Raw genomic sequence first — 21,881 nt, 5'->3', positions numbered from 1 at the left:
TGTCCCGTTCCCTTCGATTGCTTCCAGAGACTGCCAGGTTGAGCTTAGGTTAGCCTTACCTTCGTTCGCTACCGGTCGTCGTATCCGGAGGACCACCCATGCCCACGCCCCCGCGGCATCCGATCGCCGTGCTGTGCGCGGCCCTTCTGGGCGCCCTGCTGCTCCCGGTCACCGCCGCGCACGCCGAGAGCCGCACCGTCCAGGGCGGCCGCCTCGACTGGGGCGTCAAGTCGTCGTTCCAGAGCTATGTCACCGGGCCGGTCGCCCAGGGCGGTTACTCGCTCACCGGCGGCGCGGCCACCGTGGGCAGCAGCCAGTTCCGCTTCCCCTCGGCGACCGGCACCTACGACGGGGACACCGGGGCGTTCGCCGCGTCCTTCGCGGGCGGTGTGCACTTCGTCGGACACCGCGAGAGCGACGGCACGTACCAGCTCGACCTCACGCTCAGCCGCCCCACCGTCCGGATCTCCGGCGCCACCGGCACCCTCTACCTGGACGTCAGAGGCAAGGCGAAGGACACCGGGAAGGTCACGACCTCCGCGCAGGTGCCCTTCGCCACGCTCGCCCTGGGCGGCATCGACATGCGCGGCGGCGGCACGGCCGTCGTCCTGAACAACGTGCCCGCCACGCTGACCGCCCAGGGCGCCACGTCCTTCGCCGGCTACTACCCGGCCGGCACCCCCCTGGACCCGGTCAGCCTGGCCGCCGACGTCAAGGCGGCCGCACGGCCCACGCCCACGCCGACGCCCACCGTGAGCGAACCGGCCCGTACCAAGGCGCCGTCGAAGGGCGGCGCGATCGCGGACGGCGCCGTCGACTGGGGCGTGCGCCGCACCTTCCGGGAGTACGTCACCGGCGACATCGCCCGCGGCGAGTGGACCCTGAGCGACGGCGCCCGGGACGGCGGGGCCCTCTTCCGCTTCCCGGCGGGCAGCGGCAGCTACCGCGGCGGCGAGCTGACCGCGAGCTTCGACGGCGCGGTCGCCTTCACCGGCGACCACGGCCTCGACCTGCGGCTGAGCGGCGTCCGGGTCACCGTCGCGGACGGCCGGGGCACCCTGTACGCCGACGTGGGCGGCGCCGACTTCACCGGGAGGAAGGTCCCCCTGGTGGCCTTCGCCGCACCGGACTTCACCGCCCGCGACGGACTGGCCTTGCTCACCGAGGCCCCGGCGAAGCTCACCGCGGAGGGCGCGCGGGCCTTCGGCGGACGGTACCCGAAGGGCACCGAGATGGACCCGGTCTCGCTGGCCGTCGCCCTCACCGACGACGCCGCGCTGCCCGCGCTGCCCGACCTGGGCAGCGCGGCCGGCCCGACGCCGTCGGCCACGCCGTCCCCCACCCGCAAGACCGCGGCGGAGCCGGTCGCGGCCGGTTCCGCGGACGACGGCGCCCCCGTCCTGCCCCTCACCCTCGCGGCGGCCGGCCTGCTGCTGGCCGGCGCGGGCACGGCGGTCGCCGTCCGCAGACGCCGCACCCGCCCGGCGGCCGACGAGAACTGAACCCGCCCCAACCGATCCCAACCCAACAAACCCCAGCCGATCCGACCCGATCCGCACCCCGACCAAGGAGACGGAACCACCCATGCCTGCCACCACCCCGAGACGCCTCGCCCTCGCCGCCGCCGTCGCGGTCGCCCTGGGCGTCGGCGCCTTCCCCGCGACCAGCGCCTCCGCCGCCGAAGTCCCGCTCAGCGGCTACGAGTTGACCTGGGGCATCAAGCAGTCGTACCGCACGTACGTGACCGGATTCGCGGCCGGCACCTTCACACCCGCGGACGGCGCCTCCCAGGCGGCCGGCAACGGCGCCTTCACCTTCGTCCGGGGCACGGGCGGCTACGACTCCGACGCGCACACCGTGTCCCTCGGCTTCGAGGGCAGCCTGAAGATCAAGTCCGAGCTGCACGGCTTCGAACTGACCCTCAGCGACGTCAGGTTCGACAGCAAGGACGCCGAGATCACCGCGGACGTCACCCGCGCGGGCAGCACCACGCAGGACGTACCGCTCGCGACGGTCGCGGTCACCCGACAGATGACGGACATGGGGACCACGCTCACCAAGGAGGCCGCGGACGTCTTCGGCAGCGCGGGCTACGAGGGCGCGGCCGGCGACCCGCTGACCGTGGTCCAGACGACGTCCCCGTCCCCGTCCCCGTCGGCGCCGGAGACGACCTCACCGACACCCACGCCCACTCCGCCCCCCACCGCGAGCGAGAGCCCCGCGCCGTCCTCCCCGTCGGCGACCGCGAGCACCACGCCCTCCCCGACGGCCACGCCCGGCGCGTCCGCCTCCGAACCGGCCCCCGCCCAGGGCGAGATAGCCGACGGCACGCTCACCTGGGGCGTGAAGGAGTCCTTCCGCGGCTACGTCGTCGACGGGGCGGCCCAGGGCGCCATCACGGTGTCCGACGGCGCCACCCAGGCCACCGGCAACGGGGCGTTCACCTTCCCCGACGCGACCGGCGACTACGACACCGACACCCTCGACGCCGCCTTCGAGGGCGCGGTCACCTTCAAGGGCCACGAGAACAACGGGAGTTACGGCCTCGACCTGACCCTCAGCGGCATCCGGGCGCGGCTCGACGGCGGCTCGGGCGAACTGACCGCCGACGTCACAAGCCTCGGCGAGCGGACCGCTGACGTGGTCCTGGCCGACCTGACGGCGCCCTCGGCGGACCTCACCGTGAAGGACGACGTCATCACCGTGAAGGGCGTCACCGCGACGCTCACCGAGGCCGGCGCGAAGGCGTTCGGCGGCTTCTACCGGGCGGGCACCGCACTCGACCCGGTCGACCTGACCGTGGCCCTGAGCGACGGCGCCCAACTCCCCTCCGGGGATGGCGGTTCGGGCACCGCAGGCGGCACGGGCACCTCAGGCGGTACCGGCACCTCAGGCGGGACCGGCACGGCGAGCGGCGGTGTGACCGGCGCCACGACCGGCGGCGTGACCGGCAGCCTCGCCACGACCGGCTCGGACGTGCCGGCGGGCGCGCTGGGCGCCGCTGCAGCGCTGGCGGTGGCCGCAGGAGCCGGAACGGTCCTCGCGATCCGCAGGCGCCAGGCGGCGGCACCCGGCGACGCCCGCCCCTGACGATGCTTGAATGCCCGGGTGACTGACTACGACGTGCTGCGCGTCTTCTGCGCGCCGAACGGCGGCTACGGCAACGAACTCGGCGTGGTCCGCGACGGCTCGGTACTGCCGGAACGGAGCGACCGGCAGGCGTTCGCCGCCAAACTCGGCTTCAGCGAGACCGTGTTCGTGGACGACCCGGAGCGCGGCGTCGTCGACATCTACACCCCCACCCTGCGCCTGCCCTTCGCGGGCCACCCCTGCGTCGGCACGGCCTGGCTGCTGGACGTGCCCGAACTGGTCACGCCCGCGGGGGTGATGGGCGCCCGGCTGGACGGCGAGTTCAGCTGGATCGAGGCACGCCCGGAGTGGGCGCCGCCGCGCACCCTGCGCCAGTACGCCACGGCCGCCGAGGTCGACGCCCTGCCGGTGCCCGAGCCGGGCACCTGGATCTACGCCTGGGCCTGGGAGGACGAGGCGGCGGGCCGCATACGCGCCCGCGGGTTCCCTGGCCGGATCGATGAGCGCGGCGTCAGCCGCTCCAGTGGAGCCGGGGCTTGCACCGGGGGCATAGAGGAGGACGAGGCGACCGGCGCGGCGGCCCTCCTCCTCACAGCCCACCTCAACCGAGCCCTGAACATAACCCAGGGCAAAGGCTCCCAACTCCTGACAGCCCCCCAACCCCAAGGCTGGATAGAACTAGGAGGCCGAGTAACCCTAGAAAACTGACCCAGACATCCGCGCCCCCAAAGGGGCGCGAGGAACTGCGCGAAAAGCCCCCACGCACCCGCACCCAACAACGCACAGGTCACCCCCCCAGGGGCGCGGGGAACTGCGCGAAAGGCCCCCACGCACCCGCACCCAACAACAAACCCCCCGTGGCAGACGCAGTTTTCACCGCGCCCCAGTGGACCTAAGCACTGAGGGAGAACTCCACCCCCAACGCCCCGAACACCGCGCTATTCAAAGCGAAAGCGCCCCGGCATTCGGCCACAATCCGCTGCTTCTCCAGCTCATCCACACGCACCGCGTCCAGCAACTTCCGGTACCCCCGCTTGAACGCGGCCGGATTGTTGATGCCGTCGAAGACATAGAACCGCACCCCGTCGCCCTTCTTGGCGAACCCCCACGTCCGCTCCGCCTTGTCGCGGATGATCTGCCCGCCGGAGAGGTCACCGAGATACCGGGTGTAGTGGTGGGCGATGTACCCGCCGGGCCACTGCTCGGCGCACTCCCGCACCCGCTCCGCGTACTCCCGTGTCGCGGGCAGCGCGGAGAGCCCCGCGCGCCAGGCGGGCCCGCGCAGATGGGCCAGGTCCCGCTCCAGCGCGGGCAGCCTGAACAGCTCCGGGCGGATGAAGGGGCCGGCCAGGGCGTCGGACGCCAGCCGCTCAGCCCCGGACTCCAGCGCGTCGTACACGAACCACAGTTGCTCGGTGTAGCGGGCGTACGCGTCGACGCCGAGCCTGCCGCCGAGCAGGGCGCTCATGAACGTCGAGGTCTCCGCCTCCTGGTGCTGGGCACGGGACGCGGTGCGGATGACTGTCGAGAAGGACTCCATGGCACGAATCATCTAAGGTTAGCCTTACCTAAGTCAATGCTTTCCCGACATCCTGTCGGTAAAAGCGTACAAGAAAAAGCCCGCCCCAGCAGGGCGGGCCTCTCGGGACTCGCGGGTGCCCCCGGCGGCTACGGCAGGGTCAGGATCTCCGCCCCCGAGTCCGTGACCACCAGCGTGTGCTCGAACTGCGCGGTCCGCTTGCGGTCCTTGGTGACCACCGTCCAGCCGTCGTCCCACATGTCGTACTCGTACGTGCCCAGCGTCAGCATCGGCTCGATGGTGAACGTCATCCCCGGCCGCATGACCGTCGTCGCGTGCGGACTGTCGTAGTGCGGGACGATCAGCCCGGAGTGGAAGGACGAGTTGATGCCGTGGCCGGTGAAGTCCCGCACCACCCCGTACCCGAAGCGCTTGGCGTACGACTCGATGACCCGGCCGATGACATTGAGCTGCCGGCCCGGCCGTACCGCCCTGATGGCGCGGTCGAGGGCTTCCCGGGTCCGCTCCACCAGCAGCCGCGACTCCTCGTCGACGTCCCCGACCAGGTACGTCGCGTTGTTGTCGCCGTGCACCCCGCCGATGTACGCCGTCACGTCCAGGTTGACGATGTCGCCGTCGCGCAGCACCGTCGAGTCCGGAATGCCGTGGCAGATGACCTCGTTGACGCTGGTGCACAGCGACTTGGGGAAGCCGCGGTAGCCGAGCGTCGACGGGTAGGCGCCGTGGTCGCACATGTAGGCGTGCGCCACCGCGTCCAGCTCGTCCGTGGTCACCCCGGGCGCGATGATCTTCGCGGCCTCCGCCATCGCCCGGGCGGCGATCCGGCCCGCGACGCGCATCGCCTCGATCGTCTCGGGGGTCTGCACCTCCGACCCGGTGTACGGGGTCGGCGCGGGCTTGCCGACGTACTCGGGGCGGCGGATGTTTCCGGGTACCGAACGGGTGGGAGACAGCTCCCCTGGTACGAGCAGCGACTGGCCAGACATGCCAGCGAGTCTAACCAGCGGGCATGGGGGACCATGTCCCTGGCGAAAGGAGCCGGTCATGGCCCTGTTCAAGAAGCGGACGGTCGGAAAGCCGGGGGAGTGGTACTACTGCCTCGAACACAAGAAGGTCGAGGAGGGGCCGGAGTGCCCGGCCAAGGACCGCTTCGGCCCGTATCCCAACCGCACGGAGGCCGAGCACGCCATGGCGACCGCCCGCGAGCGCAACCTGGAGTGGGAAACCGACCCCCGCTGGCACGACAGCGCTGGCCGCTCCACAGACGACGACTGACCCTGGCCGGGGCTTGGGCGCCTTTGGGGGTGCCTTGGTATGTCGTGTGGCGGGTGCGGGGGCGTTGTGGTTTGGCGCGCAGTTCCCCGCGCCCCTTTGGGGCGTTGGCCGAGCTGCGCCAGGGAGCGAGATCGGGAAGAAGGCCACGCGTCACGAGGGGCCATGCTCGAACCCCCGCGCCCACCAGGGCAACCGCTTTTCCTCCCGCCCCGAGCGCCCCGGAGGCCGGTCACGGCGGAGGCGGGCGGGTGGTCACCAGGAGGCGGGGGGCGGGGCCGTCAGGGTTTCGGTCAGCCTTGTCAGGCGGTCGCGCAGGGTGCGGCGGCCCCGTGGGGAGGGGACCGCGTTCTCGCCGGCCGCCGCGCTCACCAGATGCTGCACCGTGTCCAGGTCCAGCTCGCCGTCCTCGGGCACCGTCAGCGTCTCGTGCGCCATCGCGGCCAGCTCGCCCGCGCCCGAGCCCAGGGCCAGCACCGTCACCCCGGCCCGCCGCGCGTCGTGCACCCGCTCCAGCAGCGGCGCGGGCTCACCGGGCGCCACGACGAGCAGCGTCTCGCCCCGCCGCGCCGCCGCGATCCGCCCGGGACCGACGGCCAGCTGCGCGGGATCCGTGGGCCGCGCGTCGTGCCGTACCAGCGTCGGGGCCAGCTCCGGCGTGCCCGACCAGGCGGCCTCGTCCACCAGATGCGCCGCCAGATGCCACGGCTCGTACTCCGGCGTGCCCACCAGCAGCAGTCCGCCGCCGTGCGCCACCACCGAGCCGCGCAGCGCCCCCGCGAACCGCCGCGTGGCCCCCAACCACTCGGTCCCGGCGAGCACTTCGCGCAACAGCGCCACCCGTACGGCATCCATGTCACCGCATCCTGCCGCAACCGGTCACTCGTGACGTGGAGTTCACCGCGGATTCGCCCGACCCGGGGAGGGTGCCCAGTCCCCGAGACCGATGAGGAGCCGGCCCATGACCGATGTCAGTGTCCCCTTCCGCGCGGGCCACGAAGGCTACGCCAGCTACCGGATCCCGGCCCTGGTCGTCACCGGCCCCGGCACCGTGCTGGCCTTCTGCGAGGGCCGCCGCGACTTCGCGCACGACCACGGCCGGATCGACATCGTGCTGAAACGCTCCACGGACGGCGGCCGCACCTGGGGCCCGCTCCAGGTCGCCGCGCCGGGCGGCGGCGACCTGGCCGGCAACCCCGCCCCCGTCGTCCTCGGCACCGGCCGGATCCTGCTCGTCCACGTCCGTGCCGCCGCCCACGCCACCGAGGACGCCGTGCGGCGCGGCGAGGTCACGGCCGCCGACGGCCGCCGGGTCTGGCTGCGGCACAGCGACGACGACGGCGCGACCTGGTCCGGGCCCACGGAGATCACCGCGTCGGTGAAGCTGCCCGGCTGGCGCTGGTACGCCACCACCCCAGGCCACGCCCTCCGGCTGAGCACCGGCCGGATCGTCGTGCCCGCCAACCACTCCCTGCCGCCCGCGGACGGCGACACCGGCACGGAGCCCCACTACTACGGCGGCCACTGCCTGCTCAGCGACGACGACGGCGCGAGCTGGTACCTCGGCTACGTCGACGACGACACCGACGGCTACATCAACGCCAACGAGACCAGCGCCGCCGAACTCCCCGACGGACGCGTCTACTTCAACACCCGTACCGCCTCCCGCTCGCCCGGCACCCGCGCCGACGCCCACTCCGCCGACGGCGGCCGCACGCTGGTCAAGCCGTTCCGTCCGCAGCCGGGCCTGACCGGACCCGTCTGCCAGGCCGCGGTCCTCCAGTTGCGCGACCCCGATCTGCTGCTCTGCTCCGGTCCCGCCGCCCCCGGCGCCCGCGCCCTGATGACCCTGCGCGTCTCGACCGACGGCGGCACCACCTGGCGCCCGGCGCACACGGTCGACGGGCTGCCCGCCGCCTACTCCGACCTGGCCCGGATCGACACCGCGGCCGTCGGACTCCTCTACGAGACCGGCGACCGCGGCGCCTACGAGACGATCACTTTCCGCCGGGTCCCCGTCACGGCGCTCGCCTGACCGGGTGGGCGGACGGCCGTGGACGTAGAGTCGGCCGCATGACCTCTACCGACAGCGCACAGCAGCCCACCGGAACCCCCGCAGGAAAGCCCGCCAAGGACCCCTGGGACCTGCCCGACGTCTCCGGTCTCGTGGTCGGCGTGCTCGGCGGCACCGGACCGCAGGGCAAGGGCCTCGCCTACCGGCTCGCCCGGGCCGGCCAGAAGGTGATCATCGGTTCCCGGGCCGCCGAACGCGCCCGGGCCGCCGCCGACGAACTCGGGCACGGCGTCGAGGGCTTCGACAATGCCGAGGCCGCCCGCCGCAGCGATGTGGTGATCGTCGCCGTGCCCTGGGAAGGCCACGGCAAGACGCTGGAGTCACTGCGCGCGGAACTGGCCGGCAAGCTGGTCGTGGACTGCGTCAACCCGCTCGGCTTCGACAAGAAGGGCGCCTACGCGATCAGGCCCGAGGAGGGCAGCGCCGCCGAGCAGGCCGCCGCCCTGCTGCCGGACTCCAGGGTCGCCGCCGCCTTCCACCATCTGTCCGCCGTGCTGCTCCAGGACCCGGAGATCGCCGAGATCGACACCGATGTGATGGTCCTCGGCGAGGAGCGGGCCGACGTGGAGATCGTGCAGGCGCTGGCCGGGCGGATCCCAGGCATGCGCGGCATCTTCGCCGGCCGGCTGCGCAACGCCCACCAGGTGGAGTCCCTGGTCGCGAACCTGATCTCCGTCAACCGCCGGTACAAGGCGCACGCGGGGCTGCGGGTCACCGACGTGTGAGACGCGCCGGCCCATGGTGGACACTGGTGGTGTCCGACAGATCCACCGGGTCCGACGGTCCGAGAGGTCCCACCCGGTCCAGCAGTGTCCCCGACAGGAGCCGATCCGATGCCCGCCCTGCTCCCGCCCGGCCCGACCCGGCGCCTGGCCCTCTACACCCTCGTCGTCTGCGTCCTCGCCGTGGCCGCGGCCGTCGTCTCGTTCGTCCAGGGCAGCTGGCTGGGCATCGTCTGGGTGCTGCTGGCCGGGCTGTCCAGCAACATGTGCTGGTACTACATGAAGCGGGGCAGGGCCGGCCGCCGGCCGCCCGTCACGGGCTGACGGCGCAGTACGGGTTGCCGTCCCGCCAGAACCGGTACAGCTCGTGGCCGCAGTACTGACCGACGGCGTCGATCCCGAGGCCGCGCAGGATCGCGTCGACCAGGTCGAAGAACGCGCCGTTGAGCGACGGGATCCACAGCAGCGCGAACACGAACAGCAGCCCGAACGGAGCGAACGGCTCCACCTGGCGCTTGACGCCGTACGACAGCCACGGCTCGATCACGCCGTAGCCGTCCAGTCCCGGCACCGGCAGGAAGTTCAGGATCGCGGCCGTGACCTGGAGCAGCGCCAGGAAGGCCAGCGCGTACCGGAAGTCCCGGGGCACCCCGTCCAGGGCGTCCAGCCAGAACGGCGCCGTGCACACCGCCGCGAACAGCACGTTCGTCAGCGGGCCCGCCGCCGAGACCAGGCTGTGCCGCCAGCGGCCCCGGATCCGGCCGCGTTCGATGAACACGGCACCGCCCGGCAGCCCGATCCCGCCCATGATCAGGAAGACCACCGGCAGCACGATGCTCAGCAGCGCATGCGTGTACTTCAGCGGGTTCAGCGTCAGATAGCCCTTGGCGCCCACCGTGATGTCGCCGCTGTGCAGCGCGGTGCGCGCGTGCGCGTACTCGTGCAGGCACAGGGAGACGATCCAGGCCGCCGTCACGAACAGGAACACGGCGACACCCGGCTGGTGGGCGAACCCGGTCCAGGTGGCCCAGCCGGTGACCGCGGTGACGGCCAGCAGCCCGAGGAAGACCGGACTGATCCTCCGTTCGCTGCGGCGGGTGGTGGCGGTGGTCATACGGCGGGCTCCTGCCAGATGGGTCGGACGAACCGGGGTCGACCGTACCGGTGACGGGGGGAGAACGTCCTGCGCCCCGGCACGGGTTCCTGGCAGTCGATGTCCTCGCGGCCTCGTGGACGCTGCTGACCCAGCCGGCGGACGGCGGCTGCCAGTGCTCGCAGTCCGGACCGTTCGGCAAGGAGATCGAGATCCCCGTGGCGGACCGGACGCTCGTCCTGGACTTCTCGCAGTTCACGCGGGTCTGAAACCCGCAGGCGGGGCATCGGCGTCTGTGCGGACAATGGACCCCGTGCGCTATCGCATTCTCGGCACCACCCAGGCGCTCCGCACCGACGGCACCCCCGTCCCGGTCGGCGGGGCGCGGCTGCGTGCCCTGCTGACGGTGCTGGCGCTGCGGCCGGGCCGCACCGCGCCGGTGGGCCTGCTGGTCGACGAGGTGTGGGGCACGGAGCCGCCCGCCGACGCCACCGGGGCGTTGCAGGCGCTGGTGGGCCGGCTGCGGCGGGCGCTGGGCGCCGAGGCCGTCGCCTCGGCCGAGGGCGGTTACCGGCTGGCCGCCACGGCCGACGACATCGACCTGTACCGCTTCGAACGGCTGACCGGCGACGGCCTGCGCGCCCTCGCCGACGGCGACCCGCACAAGGCGGCCGGTGTCCTCGACGACGCCCTCGTCCTGTGGCAGGGGCCGCCCCTCGCCGACCTGCCCGACCGCACCGCCGAGGCGGCCCGCCTTGACGCCCGGCGCCTGGACGCGCTGCGCGCCCGGCACACCGCGGCCCTCGCGCTCGGCCACGCCGAACAGGCGCTGCCCGAGCTGACCGCGCTGTGCGACGGCCACCCCCTGGACGAGCCCCTGCAGGCGCTGCGGCTGCGCGCGCTGCGCGACGCGGGCCGCGGCGCCGAGGCACTGGCCGCCTACGAGGACGTACGACGGCTGCTCGCGGACCGCCTCGGCTCGGACCCAGGACCCGAACTGCGCGCCCTGCACGCGGAACTGCTGCGGCCCCCGGAACACACCGGCCGCACGACCGGACCCGCCCCGCAGGGCACCGCGGGCGACGGGGCCGCGCCCGGCGCACGGCACCCGGACGGCGGGGGGCCGCGGGCCGCGGAGCCCGACGGGGGCGGCGGCCCGCCGGCCCCCGGGAACCTGCCCGCCCGGCTCACCTCCTTCGTCGGGCGGGAGGTCGACATCGAGGCGATCCGCGGCGACCTCGCGACGGCCCGGCTCGTGACCCTGCTCGGGCCCGGCGGGGCCGGCAAGACCCGGCTGTCGCTGGAGGCCGCCGAGAGCATGCGGCACACCGCCCCGGACGGGGTGTGGCTGGCCGAACTGGCGCCCGTCGACGACCCGGCCGCCGTACCGGAGGCCGTGCTCACCGCGATCGGCGCCCGCGAGACCGTGCTGCACGGCGCCGGCGCCGAGGGCATGCGGGCCGTCGGCGACCGACATGACGACCCGATCGGCCGGCTGGTCGAACACTGCGGCAGGCGCCGCATGCTGATCGTCCTCGACAACTGCGAGCACGTCGTGGACGCGGCGGCCCGGCTGGCGGCCCGGCTCCTGGAGCGCTGCCCCCAGCTGACCGTGCTGGCCACCAGCCGCGAACCCCTCGGCGTGCCCGGCGAGTTGGTGCGCCCCGTGCAGCCGCTGTCCGAGCCGGCCGCGCTGCGGCTGCTCGCCGACCGGGGCGCCGCGGCCCGGCCCGGCTTCCGCGTCGAGGCCGACGAGGAGACCGCGGCGGCCTGCGCCGAGATATGCCGGCGCCTGGACGGGCTGCCCCTCGCCATCGAGCTGGCCGCCGCCCGGCTGCGCCTGATGACACCGCGGCAGATCGCGGACCGGCTCGACGACCGCTTCCGGCTGCTGACCTCCGGCAGCCGCACCGTGCGGCCCCGCCAGCAGACCCTGCGGGCCGTGGTCGACTGGTCCTGGGACCTGCTGGACGAGGACGAACGGGACGTGCTGCGTCGCCTTTCGGTGTTCGCGGGCGGCTGCGACCTCGCCGCCGCCGAGGCCGTCTGCGGCCCCACCGCCCTCGACGCGCTCGGCTCGCTCGTCGACAAGTCCCTGGTGGTGGCGGCCCCGGCGCCCGACGGCGCGATGCGCTACCGGCTCCTGGAGACCGTCGCCGACTACGCCGGCGAACGCCTGGAGCAGGCCGGACAGGGTGCGCGTGCCGAACGCGACCATCTGACGTACTACCGCGAACTCGCCCGCACCACCGACCCGTTGCTGCGCGGCCCGGGCCAGCGCGAGGCCATCGAACGGCTGGAGCTGGAGTACGAGAACCTGCGCACGGCCCTGCGCCACGCGGTCGCCGCCCGCGACGAGCAGGAGGGCCTGAGCCTGGTCCTTTCCCTGCTCTGGTACTGGCAGATGCGCGACCTGCGCGGCGAGACCCGGCACTGGTGCGGCGAGGTCATGGCCCTCGGCCCCGACCCGTTCGCCGAACCCGTCCGCCCGGCCCTGCCGGTGTGGCAGCGCTGCACCGACACCCCGCCCCCGCTGACCGGGGAACTGCTCGCCGAGGCCCGGCGCGGTGTCCATCTCGCCCATCTGGCCTGCCTGGACAGCGAGATGGACGCCCTGCAGACCCCCGAGGCCATGGCGAAGCTGCGCGTCATCACCCGCACCTACGAGCCCGGCCTGCCGCAGACCTGCCAGGCCCCCGGGATGATCTGGTTCTACGCCGTGGTCCTGACCGGCGACATCGAGCGGCTGTACACGATCCTGGACGCCTGTGTGCGCACCTGCCGGGAGACCCCGGGCTACGACTGGAACCTCGCCAGCACCCTCCAGTTGCGCGCCGGCATGCTCGCCAACCGCACCGCCTGGGCGGGCGACGCGGTGCGCGACGCCGACGAGGCCCTGGAGATCTACCGGCGGCTCGGGGACGCCTGGGGCGCCGCCGAGGCGCTGTCCGCGCGCGGCGAGGCCCATGAACGCAAGGGCGAGTTCGGCGCCGCCGCGGCCGACTTCGAGGCCGCCATCGAGCACGCCGAACTCCTCGGCGCCCGCGCCCAGAGGGCGATCCTCACCGCCCGGCTCGGCGGCGTGCTCCTCGAAGCGGGCGAGACGGAACGCGGCGAGCGGCTGCTGCGCGAGGTGCTGGCCCGCAAGGACGGCGTCGGCGACGAGGCGATGCCCGCCGCCCGGCTCTTCCTCGCCGGATGGTTCGCCGCGGACGGCCGCACCGCCGAGGCGCGCGAACAACTCCGGCTGGTGCGCGAGGAGTTCAAGGTGGCGCACTTCCTGGTCTTCGACACCCTGCTGCTGGGCCAGGAAGCCTGGGTGGACGCCGCCGACGGCCGGCACGAGGAGGCCCTTGGCAAGATCCGCACATCGCTGGGGCGGTGCACCGATCCGCTGGCCCAGGCGATCGTCCCGCAGCTGCCGTCCATCAATCTGAGCGTCGCCGCGGTGTCCCTGGCCCGTATCGACGGCGGCAGCCGTGCCGCGGACGCCGCCCGCTGCCTAGGTGCCGCCGACGCGCTGCTGCCGGCCGGTCACTTCCCGGCCGGCATGGAGCGCGCGGTGCGCGGGCGGGCCCTGGACGGCATCCGTGCGGTGCTGGACGAGGCGGCCTACGAGGCCGCGTACCGGCAGGGCGGTGGCCTCTCCCTCGCGGAGGCCACCGCCCTGATCTGAACCGCGCCCCACCGGAGCCGGCAACGTCAGCTCTTCGTACGGAACTTGTGGATCGCGACCGGCGCCATCACCGCCGTGATGGCCACCGACCAGGCCAGCGTGACCCACAGATCGTGGGCGACGGGACCGCCCACCATCAGCCCGCGGGCCGCGTCCGCCAGCGTGGACAGCGGGTTGTAGTCGGTGAAGGCCTGGAGCCAGCCCGGCATCGACTTGGTCGGCGCGAAGATGGACGAGCCGAACTGCAGCGGGAACAGCACCAGGAAGCCCATCGCCTGCACGGACTGCGCGTTCTTCAGGACCACGCCCAGGGTGAGGAACACCCACATGATCGACGAGGCGAACGCCGCGGACAGCCCCACGGCCGCGAACAGCCCGGCCCAGTGCTCGATGTCAAAACCGACCAGGACGGCCACGACCATCAGCACGGCGGTCGCGAACAGCATCCGTGCCAGCTCCACCGAGATCTTCGCGAACAGCACCGAGCCGCGCCCGATGGGCAGCGACCGGAAGCGGTCCATGACACCGGAGTTGAAGTCCTGGCTGAAGCCGGTGCCGACGCCCTGGGACAGCGTCATGCTCATCATCGCGATCATGCCGGGGATCACGTACTGCACATACCCGTCCTGGCCGCCGCCCAGGGCCTGCCCGATCGAGCCGCCGAAGACGTACACGAACAGCAGCGTGAAGACGATCGGCATCAGCAGGGCGTCGAACATCGACTCCGGGTCCTGCCGGATCCACAGCAGATTGCGGCGGATCAGGGCGCCGGTGTGCCGCAGGTGGCCGCGCAGCGGGATACGGGCGTCGGAAGCGGTGGCGGTGGCGGTGGTCATACGGCGACCTCCTGGCGGGTGTCGGCGGGCGCGGGGTCCTGCGGGGCACTGGCACGGTGGCCGGTCAGCGACAGGAACACCTCGTCCAGGCTGGGCAGTTCGGTGGTGATCGAGGAGACGGTGATGCCGCGCGCGGCGACCGTGCCGACCACCGCGGTCAGCTGCTCGTCGCTGAGGATCGGCACCAGCAGGCTGCCGGCCTCGCTGTCCACGGTCGTCGCGGCGAGCCCGGTGATGCCCAGTTCGTCCAGCATCCCGGCGAGCGGGCGCAGCTCCAGCGGGTCGGTGGGCCGGATCCGCAGCGTGCGGCCGCCGACCTTCGCCTTCAGCTCCTCGATGCCGCCGTTCGCGATGACCTTCCCGCGGTCCACGACGGTCAGCTCGGAGGCGAGCTGTTCGGCCTCCTCCATGTACTGGGTGGTCAGCAGGACGGTGACCCCGTCTCCGACCATGGCCTTGACCTCGTCCCACACCTCGTTGCGGGTCCGGGGGTCGAGACCGGTCGTCGGCTCGTCCAGGTACAGCACCTCGGGCCTGCCGATCATGGAGGCGGCCAGGTCGAGCCGGCGCCGCATGCCGCCGGAGTAGGTGGCCGCGGGCCGCTTCGCGGCATCCGTCAGCGAGAACCGCTCCAGCAGTTCGTCGGCGCGGGCGCGGGCCTCCTTGCGGGGCAGGTCGAGCAGCCGCCCGATCATGTACAGGTTCTCCCAGCCCGGCAGCTTCTCGTCCACGGAGGCGTACTGCCCGGTCAGGCCGATCACCCGGCGCAGCTGGCGGGGCTGGCGTACGACGTCGTAGCCGGCGACGGTCGCCTGGCCGGCGTCCGGTGCCAGCAGGGTGGACAGGATCCGTACGAGGGTGGTCTTGCCGGCCCCGTTCGGACCGAGCACCCCCATCACGGTGCCCTCGCGCACGTCCAGGTCCACGCCGTCCAGCGCCTTGGTCTCGCCGTAGTGCTTGACCAGCCCCCGCACGGTCACGGCGTCCCCACGCCCGCTGGGCTTGTTGTCGGTTCGTGTCATGCCGAACACGCTCCCACCCCCCACCGACAATCCACCGACAGCCCACCGACAGCCCCGCGCACAGCTTCTGACGAAACCGCAACCACCGACCCGCCCCCCGAATGAGCAACCACTCATTGAGCGACCCCGACGGCGAGCAACCACATCCGCGAGAGCGGCGCCGGTTCAGGCGGAAAGAGGGGACGGCCCGCCGACGGGGGAAGATCGGCGGGCCGTCCTTGGTGTTTCCGAATTGGCCTTGAGGTCAGCGCCCCGAAGGGGGCCGAAGCGGACCCACGCCTAATGAACCGAGTGTTCCTCCTGAGGGAACGTGCCGCCGATGACATCCTCGGCGAAAGCCTTCGCCGCGTCACCCATCACCGCACGCAGATCCGCGTACTTCTTCACGAACTTCGGGACCCGCCCACCGGTCAGCCCCAGCATGTCGGTCCACACCAGCACCTGCGCGTCCGTCTCGGGCCCCGCGCCGATCCCGACGGTCGGGATGTGCAGCACCCGGGTCACCTCGGCCGCCAGCTCCGCCGGCACCAGCTCCAGCACCACCGCGAACGCGCCCGCGTCCTGCACGGCCTTCGCGTCGCGCAGCAACTGCTGGGCCGCCTCCTCGCCGCGCCCCTGCACCCGGTAGCCCATGGAGTGCACGGACTGCGGGGTCAGACCGATGTGCGCCATGACCGGGATGCCGGAGTCCACCAGCAGCCGGATCTGCTCGTGCGAGCGTTCGCCGCCCTCCAGCTTGACGGCGCCGACGCCGGCCTCCTTCACCAGCCGGGTCGCCGAGCGCAGCGCCTGCACCGGGCCCTCCTGGTAGGAGCCGAAGGGCAGGTCGCCGACGATCAGGGCGCGCTGGGTGCCGCGTACGACGGCGGCCGACAGCATGGTCATCTCGTCGAGGGTGACGGGCACGGTCGTCTCGTACCCGAGGTGGCAGTTGCCCGCCGAGTCGCCGACCAGCATCACCGGGATGCCGGCCTCGTCGAAGACGGACGCGGTCATGGCGTCGTAGGCCGTGAGCATGGGCCACTTCTCGCCCCGCTCCTTGGCGAGGGCGATGTCGCGGACGGTGATGCGGCGCGTGCCCTTGCCCCCGTACAGCGCCTTGCTGCCGTCGGAGGGCTTGGTCTGGGCAGCCGAAAGCTGCGTCATTGCAACGGCTCCTTCAGGTCATCTCGAAGCGCCCTGACGGCGTCTCCGGATCCCCTCCATGGTGGCACCTCGTGCCAGTGACGGCCAGGGGACCTCCGTGTGATCCGCTCGGCATCGGGCTGCCCGGCGTCCGGTGACCGGCTCTCCCGGTAAGGTCTGAGCAAAGAAATAAGATACGAGACGGTTCCGTATCGGAATGGTCCTAGGCTCGTTGCCATGACAACTCCCGCTGCAGCCGCCTCCCGGATACCCGAAGAGGTGCACCGGCGCCGTTGGGCCATCCTCGGCGTCCTCATGCTGAGCCTGCTGATCGTGGTGCTGGACAACTCGATCCTGAACGTCGCGGTCAAGACGATCTCCATGCCCGCGCCCACCGGGCTCGGTGCCACCCAGAGCGAGATCGAGTGGGCCATCAACTCCTACACCCTCGTCTTCGCCGGCCTGCTGTTCACCGCGGGCCTCGTCGGTGACCGGCTCGGCCGCAAGAAGGTCCTGCTCGGCGGGCTCGTCGTGTTCGGCATCGGCTCGGCCCTGGCCGCCGAGTCCGGCTCCCCGGGCCAACTCATCGCCTACCGCGCCCTCATGGCGCTCGGTGCCGCCTTCGTCATGCCCGCCACCCTGGCCGTGCTCATGAACGTCTTCGAGCGCGAGGAACAGCCCAAGGCCATCGGCATCTGGGCGGGCGGCGTCGGACTCGCCATCGCCATCGGCCCGATCACCGGCGGCGCGCTCCTCGACCACTTCTGGTGGGGCTCCGTCTTCCTCGTCAACGTGCCGATCGTGATCCTCGCGGTGGCCCTGATGATCTGGCTCGTGCCCGACTCGCGCGACCCCAGGCCCGGCCGCGTCGACCCCGTCGGCGTCGTCCTCTCCGTCGTCGGCCTGGTCCTGCTCGTCTACGGCATCATCAAGGGCGGCGAACTCGCCGACTTCACCGACCCGGCCGTGCTCGCCACCATCGCCGCCGGACTCGTCGTGCTCGTCGCCTTCGTGCTCTTCGAGAAGCGCAGCGACCATCCGTCCCTCGACGTCACCTACTTCAAGAACAAGGTCTTCTCGGCCGCCATGAGCGCCATCGCGCTGGTCTTCTTCGCGCTGATGGGCGTGACGTTCTTCGGCGTCTTCTACACCCAGAGCGTGCGCGGCTACTCGCCGCTGGAGTCCGGGGTGCTGATGCTGCCGCTTGCCGCCGCGCAGATGATCTTCGCGCCGCGCGCCCGGCTGGTCGTCGACCGGTTCGGCAACCGGGCCACCACCACGGCCGGACTGCTGCTGATCGCCGCGACCCTGGCCGTCTTCGCCACCTTCGAGGCGGACACCCCCATCTGGCTGCTGGAACTGGTCTTCTTCCTGATGGGCACCGGCATGGCGCACATCATGACGCCGACCTCCGTGGTCATCATGCAGGCCCTGCCGCGCGAGAAGGCCGGCTCCGCGTCCGCGCTGAGCAACACCTTCCGCCAGGTCGGCGGCGCTCTCGGCATCGCCGTGCTGGGCTCGGTCCTGTCCGCCGCGTACCGCAACGGCATCGAGGGCAAGCTCGGGGCGGTGCCGGCCGGACTGCGGGACACCGCGGCCGAGTCCATCGAAGCCACCCTCGGCGTCGCCGCCAAGCTCGGCCCGCAGGGCAAGGCACTGGTCGACCCGGCCAACGACGCGTTCCTGCACGCCATGCATGTGACCGCGCTGTGCGGGACCGGTGTCGCGCTGCTCGGCGCGCTGGTGGTGGCGCTGTTCCTGCCGGGCCGGCCGCCGGCCGCCCAGGAGGGCGAACGGGAAACGGAACTGGTCGCCGCCGCGGACTGAGCGGTCCGCGCACGCGTCCGGAGAGTCAGTACGGGGGAAGGAGGGCCCTGCGGGACAATTCCCGCAGCACCGCGAAAGGACGGAGTGACGTGAGCCTTGCCGACAGTCGCCCGCAGCCGTACGGTCCCGTCCGGGGCCGTCCGCGCAGCGAAGCCGTGGAACGCGCCATCCTGGAAGGCGTGATGAAGCTCCTGGAGGAGGGCGTGCCCCTCGCCGAGCTGTCCATCGAGCGGATCGCCCGCACGGCCGGCGTCGGCAAGGCCACCATCTACCGCCGCTGGAGCGGCAAGGAGGAACTGTTCGTCGACGTGATGCGCGCCGCCGAGCCCCCCGACCCCGAACTCCCCGGCACCTCCATGCGCGACGACCTGGTCGTGCTGCTCGAAGCACTGCGCCTGCGCGGCCTGGCCAGCCGCACCTCGGCCATCCTGCACAACGTGCACGTGCAGATGAAGAGCAGCCCCAAGATCTGGGCCGCCTACCACACCAGCGTGATAGCGCCCCGGCGCAGGCAGGGCCTGGAGATCCTGCGCCGCGGGCAGCGCAACGGCGAACTCCGGCCGGACGTCGACCTCGAACTGGCCAACGACATGTTCGTCGGCCCCATGCTCGTACGCTCCGTGATGCGCCCCGACATGGAACTCCCCGACGGTCTCGCGGAACAGATCGTCGACACCGCGCTGGCCGGGCTACGGCCCGTCAGCACGCCTGGCGCATAGCCCGAATGTGCGCGTTTCGTCACAGTCCACCCCACCCCCTCCGTCTCAGGAACTCCGCGCACCCGCCTGTTCGTCCTCGACTTCCGTACGGCCGTCATGGGACGGCGGGCAGGGAGCCGATCATCCCCTAGGGTCGTGACCCAGGGGGACGACGGTGTGCACGGCAGGTTGTGAGGCGACGGTATGGCGCAGCAGGCGTACATCACGGAGACGGACGACGGCGGCCCGGGACCCGGGCCGCGGGGCTCCCGGTTCCGGCGCCTGGCGCTCCGCCTGCGCGACGTCTGGCGCGACCCGGGCATCTGGCGCCGCGGCATCGTGCTCGCCGCGCTCGCCCTGCTCCTCGCCCTGGTGATGCTGCTGCACTCGCACATCCCCAACACCGTGGGCAACCTCGGCAGTCTCACCGAGACCTTCCTGCCCTGGCTGGGCCTGCTCATTCCGGTCCTGCTGGTCCTCGGCGCCGTCCGCCGGTCCGCGACCGCGCTGATCCTGGTGGTGCTGCCGTCCGTGGTGTGGCTGAACCTCTTCGGCGGACTGCTCACCGACCGCACGGCCGGCGGGGGCGACCTGGTGGTCGCGACGCACAACGTCAACGCCGACAACCCGGACCCGTCCGGCACCGCCCGCGAGGTGGCCGCCTCCGGCGCCGACGTGCTGGCGCTCGAGGAACTGAAGGCGTCGGCCGTCCCGGTGTACGAGAAGGCGTTGGCGTCGACGTACAAGCACCACGCGGTCGTCGGCACCGTCGGGCTGTGGAGCAAGTACCCGATGACCGCGGTCCGCTCCGTCGACATCCGGCTGGGCTGGCAGCGCGCCATGCGGGCCACGGTCGCCGCGCCCGACGGCCGGGTCGCGGTGTACGTCGCCCATCTGCCCTCGGTACGGGTGAAGGTGGCGTCCGGGTTCACCGCACGCCAGCGCGACAAGAGCGCCGACGCGCTGGGCGAGGCGATCGCCGACGAGACGCTGCAACGGGTCGTGCTCCTCGGCGACCTGAACGGCACGATGAACGACCGCTCGCTCAACGCCGTCACCTCCCAGATGCGCTCCACGCAGGGCGCGGCGGGCAGCGGGTTCGGGTTCAGCTGGCCGGCGTCGTTCCCGATGGCCCGGATCGACCAGATCATGGTGAAGGGGGTCGAGCCGGAGAGTTCGTGGACGCTGCCGAGGACGGGCAGCGACCACCTTCCGGTGGCGGCCCGTGTGAAGGTGGACACGTCTGCGTAACCCGCAGGAATACTGAGCCTGAGATGCTTTGTTCCGAGGCTGAACATAAGCTGCTCCGTCCCCTTCTCCGAAAGGCACAGGCTCCTTCATGCCCCTGGCCCTGCTCGCCCTCGCCGTGGGCGCCTTCGGCATCGGCACCACCGAGTTCGTGATGATGGGCCTGCTGCCCGACGTCGCGGACGATCTGCACGTCTCCCTGCCGACCGCCGGGCATCTGGTCTCCGCGTACGCGCTGGGCGTCGTCATCGGCGCGCCGCTGCTCGCCGCGGTCACCGCGCGGATGTCCCGCCGCACCGTCCTCATCGGCCTCATGGTCCTGTTCGTGGTGGGCAACGCGCTGTCCGCCCTCGCCCCCGGCCATGAATCCCTGCTGGCCGCCCGGTTCCTCAGCGGCCTGCCGCACGGCGCGTTCTTCGGCGTCGGCGCCGTCGTCGCGACGACCATGGCCGCCCCCGAGCGCCGGGCCCGCTCGGTCTCCCTGATGTTCCTCGGCCTGACCGTCGCCAACGTCGCGGGCGTCCCCGCGGCGACCCTGGCCGGCCAGCACTTCGGCTGGCGGGCCACCTTCCTCGGGGTGAGCGTGATCGGTCTCGCGGCGATCGCCTCCCTCGCCCTGCTGATCCCGCGCGACCACACCCACGGCCCCGCCACCGGGCTGCGCGGCGAACTGGCCGCCCTGCGCTCGGTGCCGGTGTGGCTGGCCCTCGGTACGACCGTGGCGGGCTTCGGCGCGCTGTTCGCCGCCTACAGCTACGTCACGCCGATGCTCACGGACTCCGCCGGGTTCGCCGAGTCCGGGGTGACGCTGCTGCTCGCCCTGTTCGGCGTGGGCGCGACGGTGGGCAACCTGCTCGGCGGCCGGCTGGCCGACCACGCCACGCGCGGCACCCTGTTCGGCGGACTCGCCTCGCTGGCGCTGGTCCTGGCCCTGTTCCCGGTGCTGATGCGGGCCGAGTGGAGCGCGGCGCTCGCGGTGACCCTGCTCGGCACGGCCGCGTTCGTCACGGGCTCGCCGCTGCAGCTCATGGTCATGGAGAAGGCCGCGTCAGCGCCCTCCCTGGCGTCCTCCGCCAACCAGGCCGCCTTCAATCTGGCGAACGCCGGGGGAGCGTGGGTCGGTGGCCTCGCCCTGGCCGCGGGGTTCGGCGTGACGTCACCTGCGGTGGCCGGGGCGGTGCTTGCGGTGCTGGGGCTTGGGGTGGCGGGGGTGGCTTACGCGGTGGACCGTCGTGCCGTGCCGGCGGGTCGGCAGCGGCTGGTTGTGGCGCATGTGCCTGAGCACCAGGAGACGGTACGGTCCTGATTCGGCCGTGGGGTTCCCTTTTCGGCGCGGGGGGTTGCAGCGGGGGTGTTGCAGCGGGGGTGTTGTGGCTGGGCGGCGGTGGGTGGCTGCGGGCGCGTCGTGGCTGGTCGCGCAGTTCCTCGCGCCCCTTTGGGGTGGTGCCGGTTGTGGGTTGGCTGCGGGTGCGTTGTGGCTGGTCGCGCAGTTCCCCGCGTGTGCCTGCGGCGCGGGGGCGGTAGTGGGTGCGTTGTGGTTGGGCGGCGGTGGGTGGCTGCGGGTGCGTTGTGGCTGGTCGCGCAGTTCCTCGCGCCCCTTTCGGGGCGCCAGTGGTCGTGGGTTGGCTGCGGGTTCGTTGTGGTTGAGCGCGCAGTTC

20 protein-coding genes are annotated in these 21,881 nt (G+C 72.5%); 13 read left to right on the top strand and 7 right to left on the bottom strand.

Annotated features, from left to right (window positions below; genetic code table 11):
• Positions 1-98 precede the first annotated feature (98 nt).
• The 3 genes from ACIRFL_RS15155 to ACIRFL_RS15145 all read left to right on the top strand — a co-directional run bounded on the left by ACIRFL_RS15155 (position 99) and on the right by ACIRFL_RS15145 (position 3,798).
• A complete protein-coding gene (locus ACIRFL_RS15155; protein WP_404028252.1) occupies positions 99-1,502 on the top strand; it encodes an HtaA domain-containing protein in 1,404 nt (467 codons plus the stop codon).
• Positions 1,503-1,584: 82 nt separating this feature from the next.
• Positions 1,585-3,090, top strand: coding sequence for an HtaA domain-containing protein (locus ACIRFL_RS15150; protein ID WP_404028250.1), 1,506 nt, complete (start codon positions 1,585-1,587; stop codon positions 3,088-3,090).
• A gap of 18 nt (positions 3,091-3,108) precedes the next feature.
• The gene (locus tag ACIRFL_RS15145) at positions 3,109-3,798 is read left to right on the top strand and encodes a PhzF family phenazine biosynthesis protein (protein WP_404028248.1); all 690 of its coding nucleotides are present in this window, start codon (positions 3,109-3,111) and stop codon (positions 3,796-3,798) included.
• 184 nt (positions 3,799-3,982) lie between these two features.
• On the opposite strand, the gene ACIRFL_RS15140 is transcribed toward ACIRFL_RS15145, so the two are convergent.
• A complete protein-coding gene (locus tag ACIRFL_RS15140) occupies positions 3,983-4,630 on the bottom strand; it encodes a heme oxygenase (biliverdin-producing) (RefSeq protein WP_404028245.1) in 648 nt (215 codons plus the stop codon).
• Positions 4,631-4,758: 128 nt separating this feature from the next.
• On the bottom strand, positions 4,759-5,616 hold the full coding sequence (gene map / locus ACIRFL_RS15135; protein WP_404028242.1) for a type I methionyl aminopeptidase: 858 nt from the start codon (positions 5,614-5,616) through the stop codon (positions 4,759-4,761).
• Between the two features lie 58 nt (positions 5,617-5,674).
• Here map and ACIRFL_RS15130 point away from each other — a divergent pair, with 58 nt between their 5' ends.
• Entirely contained in the window at positions 5,675-5,905 is a 231-nt protein-coding gene (locus ACIRFL_RS15130) for a hypothetical protein (protein ID WP_404028239.1), read from the top strand.
• Between the two features lie 252 nt (positions 5,906-6,157).
• On the opposite strand, the gene ACIRFL_RS15125 is transcribed toward ACIRFL_RS15130, so the two are convergent.
• Positions 6,158-6,757, bottom strand: a complete 600-nt coding sequence (locus tag ACIRFL_RS15125) for a hypothetical protein (protein ID WP_404028236.1) — start codon at positions 6,755-6,757, stop codon at positions 6,158-6,160.
• A gap of 106 nt (positions 6,758-6,863) precedes the next feature.
• On the opposite strand from ACIRFL_RS15125, the gene ACIRFL_RS15120 reads away from it, so the two are divergent.
• From ACIRFL_RS15120 to ACIRFL_RS15110, 3 genes are all read left to right on the top strand, one after another.
• Positions 6,864-7,937, top strand: a complete 1,074-nt coding sequence (locus ACIRFL_RS15120; protein WP_404028234.1) for an exo-alpha-sialidase — start codon at positions 6,864-6,866, stop codon at positions 7,935-7,937.
• Between the two features lie 38 nt (positions 7,938-7,975).
• Positions 7,976-8,701, top strand: coding sequence for an NADPH-dependent F420 reductase (npdG, locus tag ACIRFL_RS15115; protein ID WP_404028231.1), 726 nt, complete (start codon positions 7,976-7,978; stop codon positions 8,699-8,701).
• Positions 8,702-8,809: 108 nt separating this feature from the next.
• Positions 8,810-9,022 (top strand): hypothetical protein, encoded by a 213-nt coding sequence (locus ACIRFL_RS15110; protein ID WP_404028228.1) that lies wholly within the window; start codon positions 8,810-8,812, stop codon positions 9,020-9,022.
• On the opposite strand, the gene ACIRFL_RS15105 is transcribed toward ACIRFL_RS15110, so the two are convergent.
• Entirely contained in the window at positions 9,012-9,812 is an 801-nt protein-coding gene (locus ACIRFL_RS15105) for a site-2 protease family protein (RefSeq protein ID WP_404028225.1), read from the bottom strand. The genes ACIRFL_RS15110 and ACIRFL_RS15105 overlap by 11 nt on opposite strands.
• Positions 9,813-9,862: 50 nt before the next feature.
• On the opposite strand from ACIRFL_RS15105, the gene ACIRFL_RS15100 reads away from it, so the two are divergent.
• A complete protein-coding gene (locus ACIRFL_RS15100) occupies positions 9,863-10,060 on the top strand; it encodes a hypothetical protein (protein ID WP_404028222.1) in 198 nt (65 codons plus the stop codon).
• Between the two features lie 35 nt (positions 10,061-10,095).
• Positions 10,096-13,467: an AfsR/SARP family transcriptional regulator gene (locus ACIRFL_RS15095; RefSeq protein WP_404028221.1), complete on the top strand. Its 3,372-nt coding sequence runs from the start codon at positions 10,096-10,098 to the stop codon at positions 13,465-13,467.
• A gap of 26 nt (positions 13,468-13,493) precedes the next feature.
• Here ACIRFL_RS15095 and ACIRFL_RS15090 read toward each other — a convergent pair whose 3' ends face one another.
• The 3 genes from ACIRFL_RS15090 to panB all read right to left on the bottom strand — a co-directional run bounded on the left by ACIRFL_RS15090 (position 13,494) and on the right by panB (position 16,471).
• Positions 13,494-14,303: an ABC transporter permease gene (locus tag ACIRFL_RS15090; protein ID WP_404028218.1), complete on the bottom strand. Its 810-nt coding sequence runs from the start codon at positions 14,301-14,303 to the stop codon at positions 13,494-13,496.
• Positions 14,300-15,325 carry an ATP-binding cassette domain-containing protein gene (locus ACIRFL_RS15085; protein ID WP_404028216.1) on the bottom strand — a complete coding sequence of 342 codons (1,026 nt, stop codon included), beginning with the start codon at positions 15,323-15,325 and terminating at the stop codon, positions 14,300-14,302. Before ACIRFL_RS15085 ends, ACIRFL_RS15090 begins: the two co-directional genes overlap by 4 nt.
• 279 nt (positions 15,326-15,604) lie before the next feature.
• The gene (gene panB, locus ACIRFL_RS15080) at positions 15,605-16,471 is read right to left on the bottom strand and encodes a 3-methyl-2-oxobutanoate hydroxymethyltransferase (protein ID WP_404028214.1); all 867 of its coding nucleotides are present in this window, start codon (positions 16,469-16,471) and stop codon (positions 15,605-15,607) included.
• Between the two features lie 216 nt (positions 16,472-16,687).
• Here panB and ACIRFL_RS15075 point away from each other — a divergent pair, with 216 nt between their 5' ends.
• The 4 genes from ACIRFL_RS15075 to ACIRFL_RS15060 all read left to right on the top strand — a co-directional run bounded on the left by ACIRFL_RS15075 (position 16,688) and on the right by ACIRFL_RS15060 (position 21,529).
• Positions 16,688-18,277: an MFS transporter gene (locus ACIRFL_RS15075; protein WP_404028211.1), complete on the top strand. Its 1,590-nt coding sequence runs from the start codon at positions 16,688-16,690 to the stop codon at positions 18,275-18,277.
• 89 nt (positions 18,278-18,366) lie between these two features.
• Entirely contained in the window at positions 18,367-18,996 is a 630-nt protein-coding gene (locus tag ACIRFL_RS15070; protein ID WP_404028209.1) for a TetR/AcrR family transcriptional regulator, read from the top strand.
• Positions 18,997-19,179: 183 nt separating this feature from the next.
• Complete coding sequence (locus tag ACIRFL_RS15065; RefSeq protein ID WP_404028206.1) at positions 19,180-20,226, top strand: endonuclease/exonuclease/phosphatase family protein; 1,047 nt, start codon at positions 19,180-19,182, stop codon at positions 20,224-20,226.
• 88 nt (positions 20,227-20,314) lie between these two features.
• A complete protein-coding gene (locus tag ACIRFL_RS15060; protein WP_404028204.1) occupies positions 20,315-21,529 on the top strand; it encodes an MFS transporter in 1,215 nt (404 codons plus the stop codon).
• Positions 21,530-21,881: the final 352 nt, after the last annotated feature.

It is taken from the genome of Streptomyces sp. NPDC102462 (genome assembly GCF_044765425.1).
Lineage (GTDB): Bacteria > Actinomycetota > Actinomycetes > Streptomycetales > Streptomycetaceae > Streptomyces.
This window is presented reverse-complemented; position numbering and strand designations above follow the sequence as displayed.

Bases quoted from the DNA above. Each gene is read 5' to 3' on its own strand.
- ACIRFL_RS15065 (WP_404028206.1), top strand. From the start codon at position 19,180: ATGGCGCAGCAGGCGTACATCACGGAGACGGACGACGGCGGCCCGGGA.
- ACIRFL_RS15125 (WP_404028236.1), bottom strand. From the start codon at position 6,757: ATGGATGCCGTACGGGTGGCGCTGTTGCGCGAAGTGCTCGCCGGGACC.
- ACIRFL_RS15155 (WP_404028252.1), top strand. From the start codon at position 99: ATGCCCACGCCCCCGCGGCATCCGATCGCCGTGCTGTGCGCGGCCCTT.
- ACIRFL_RS15095 (WP_404028221.1), top strand. From the start codon at position 10,096: ATGGACCCCGTGCGCTATCGCATTCTCGGCACCACCCAGGCGCTCCGC.
- ACIRFL_RS15140 (WP_404028245.1), bottom strand. From the start codon at position 4,630: ATGGAGTCCTTCTCGACAGTCATCCGCACCGCGTCCCGTGCCCAGCAC.
- ACIRFL_RS15060 (WP_404028204.1), top strand. From the start codon at position 20,315: ATGCCCCTGGCCCTGCTCGCCCTCGCCGTGGGCGCCTTCGGCATCGGC.
- ACIRFL_RS15120 (WP_404028234.1), top strand. From the start codon at position 6,864: ATGACCGATGTCAGTGTCCCCTTCCGCGCGGGCCACGAAGGCTACGCC.
- ACIRFL_RS15110 (WP_404028228.1), top strand. From the start codon at position 8,810: ATGCCCGCCCTGCTCCCGCCCGGCCCGACCCGGCGCCTGGCCCTCTAC.
- ACIRFL_RS15150 (WP_404028250.1), top strand. From the start codon at position 1,585: ATGCCTGCCACCACCCCGAGACGCCTCGCCCTCGCCGCCGCCGTCGCG.
- npdG (WP_404028231.1), top strand. From the start codon at position 7,976: ATGACCTCTACCGACAGCGCACAGCAGCCCACCGGAACCCCCGCAGGA.
- map (WP_404028242.1), bottom strand. From the start codon at position 5,616: ATGTCTGGCCAGTCGCTGCTCGTACCAGGGGAGCTGTCTCCCACCCGT.
- panB (WP_404028214.1), bottom strand. From the start codon at position 16,471: ATGACGCAGCTTTCGGCTGCCCAGACCAAGCCCTCCGACGGCAGCAAG.
- ACIRFL_RS15075 (WP_404028211.1), top strand. From the start codon at position 16,688: ATGACAACTCCCGCTGCAGCCGCCTCCCGGATACCCGAAGAGGTGCAC.
- ACIRFL_RS15085 (WP_404028216.1), bottom strand. From the start codon at position 15,325: ATGACACGAACCGACAACAAGCCCAGCGGGCGTGGGGACGCCGTGACC.
- ACIRFL_RS15130 (WP_404028239.1), top strand. From the start codon at position 5,675: ATGGCCCTGTTCAAGAAGCGGACGGTCGGAAAGCCGGGGGAGTGGTAC.
- ACIRFL_RS15090 (WP_404028218.1), bottom strand. From the start codon at position 14,303: ATGACCACCGCCACCGCCACCGCTTCCGACGCCCGTATCCCGCTGCGC.
- ACIRFL_RS15105 (WP_404028225.1), bottom strand. From the start codon at position 9,812: ATGACCACCGCCACCACCCGCCGCAGCGAACGGAGGATCAGTCCGGTC.